Raw genomic sequence first — 2,163 nt, forward strand, 5'->3', positions numbered from 1 at the left:
GGAACCTCAGACGGTCAGTTCCAGAGTGTGGCGATCGCGACATTCAGCAGCGCCAAGCCGCCCACGGAGTGGGCCAGGCCGGTGGAGATGGGCTCGCCCGCCTTGTACTTGCGGCGGCCGATGAAGGCGAGGACTCCCACCACAAGCCCGATGACAAGCTTGACGGTCAGCTTCACATAGTTGGCGTCCATGTCCAGGGCGGGGATCAGGCCCATCATGATGACGCCGGTAATGACCTGAAGGGCGGCCCCGTCGAACTGGCGCGGGTGGACCGTAGGCTTCTTCATGTTGCCGATCCAGATGCCGACGATCATGGCTGCACCGACGATGTGCAGGAAAACGAGAAGGTTGTAAAGGATGTCCATAGGCCCAGCTTAGCTGCCCGCGACAGGCGTCAAACCGCGCCATGCCGGGCCGGAACGGGTTTTTCTACCCCTTGTAGTAGCGGGCGTTCGCACGTTTAAACACAGCGGGCCGCGTCCACTGGGAACGCGGCCCGCCGCTGATGAGGGCATTGTGCGGGGCGGACCGGCTAGAGGCCCAGATCCGCCTCGAACTGCCCGGCTTCCAGGCGTGCCCGCAGTGTCTGCAGGAAGCGGCCGGCATCCGCACCGTCGACCAGACGGTGGTCGTAGGTCAGGGACAGGTACATCATCGAGCGGATGGCGATCGAGTCGTCGCCGTTCTCATCCTGGACCACCATGGGCCGCTTGACGATGGCGCCGGTTCCAAGGATCCCCACCTGCGGCTGGTTGATGATGGGCGTGTCGAACAGGGCGCCGACACTGCCGATATTGGTGATGGAGAAGGTACCGCCCGAGAGCTCGTCGGGGCCGATCTTGTTGCTGCGGGTGCGGGCCGCGACATCGGCGATCTTGCCCGCCAGGCCGGCCAGGTTCAGGCTGCCCGCGTCGTTGATGACTGGGACCAGCAGGCCCTTGTCCGTGTCCACCGCAATCGCCAGGTGCTCGGCGTTGTGGTAGGTGATTTCCTGCTTTTCCTCGTCGTACTCAGCGTTCAGCTTCGGATGCTGCTTCAGTGCCTCCGCAACGGCCTTGGCGATGAAGGGCAGGTAGGTGAGCTTGACGCCGTTCTGTTCCTGGAAGGACTTCTTGGCCCGCTCACGCAGCTTGGCCACCTTGGTCATGTCCACTTCGTGGACCTGGGTGAGCTGGGTGGAAGCGTCCAGTGATTCACGCATCCTGCGGGCGATCACCTGGCGGATTCGCGGAGCCTTCTCCACGGTGCCGCGCTTCGCCGACGCCGCAGCCTGCGCCGGAGCGCCTGCAGCAGCAGCGGGAGCTGCGGGGGTTGCAGCCGACTTGGCGGACTCGGCAGCCTCCAGCACGTCCTGCTTGCGGATGCGGCCGCCAACACCGGTGCCCTTGACCGCGGACAGGTCCACGCCGTGCTGGTTGGCCAGTTTGCGGACCAGCGGGGTGACATAGCCGGCGTCTTGTCCTGCCGCGGCTTCTGCTGCGGCCGGTGCAGGCGCTGCCTGCGGTGCCGGGGCCTTCGGAGCTTCGGCGGTCTCCGGCTTGGGAGCTTCGGCGGCCGGCTGTTCTGCCTTGGCCGGTTCCTCCACCGGGGCTTCGCGTTCCTCGGAAGGGGCGGCGGCCACCGGCTCAGGCTGCTTCGGCTCCGCCTTGGCGGGGCCGGCGCCGGTGCCGATGATGGCCAGCACCGAACCAACCTCAGCGGTCTCGTCTTCGGCGACCTTGATTTCCTGAACGGTGCCTGCCACCGGGGAAGGGATTTCGGTGTCGACCTTGTCGGTGGAAACCTCAAGCAGCGGCTCGTCGACCTCGACGGTGTCGCCCACCTGCTTCAGCCAGCGGGTGACCGTTCCCTCGGTGACGCTCTCGCCCAAGGCGGGGAGGGTGACTTCGGTGCCTTCGCCGGAACCGGCGGCGGGAGCTTCCTCGGCAGGGGCTTCCTGTGAGGGCTCCTCCTGCTGCTGCGGGGCTTCCTGCTGAGTCTCAGCCTGCTGCGGGGCTTCTTCCTGTGCCTGCGCGGCCGGTGCCTCATCGGCAGGCTCGCCGGATCCGGAACCGTCGCCGATGCGCACCAGCGGGGCTCCGACGTCGGCGGTTTCGTCCTCGGCCACGAGGATTTCTTCAATCACGCCGGCTACGGGAGAGGGGATTTCGGTGTCGACCTTGT

The 2,163-nt window shown here is 66.4% G+C and carries 2 protein-coding genes; both read right to left on the reverse strand.

Annotation, left to right across the window (positions count from 1 at the left end):
- Positions 1–14 precede the first annotated feature (14 nt).
- Entirely contained in the window at positions 15–365 is a 351-nt protein-coding gene (locus AC5RWT_RS36745; protein ID WP_494084519.1) for a hypothetical protein, read from the reverse strand.
- Positions 366–532: 167 nt separating this feature from the next.
- Positions 533–2,163 (reverse strand): 2-oxoglutarate dehydrogenase, E2 component, dihydrolipoamide succinyltransferase (gene sucB / locus AC5RWT_RS36750; RefSeq protein ID WP_494084520.1); only part of this gene is annotated, 1,631 nt, incomplete at its 5' end.

Source organism: Arthrobacter sp. Dra40 (assembly GCF_059091905.1).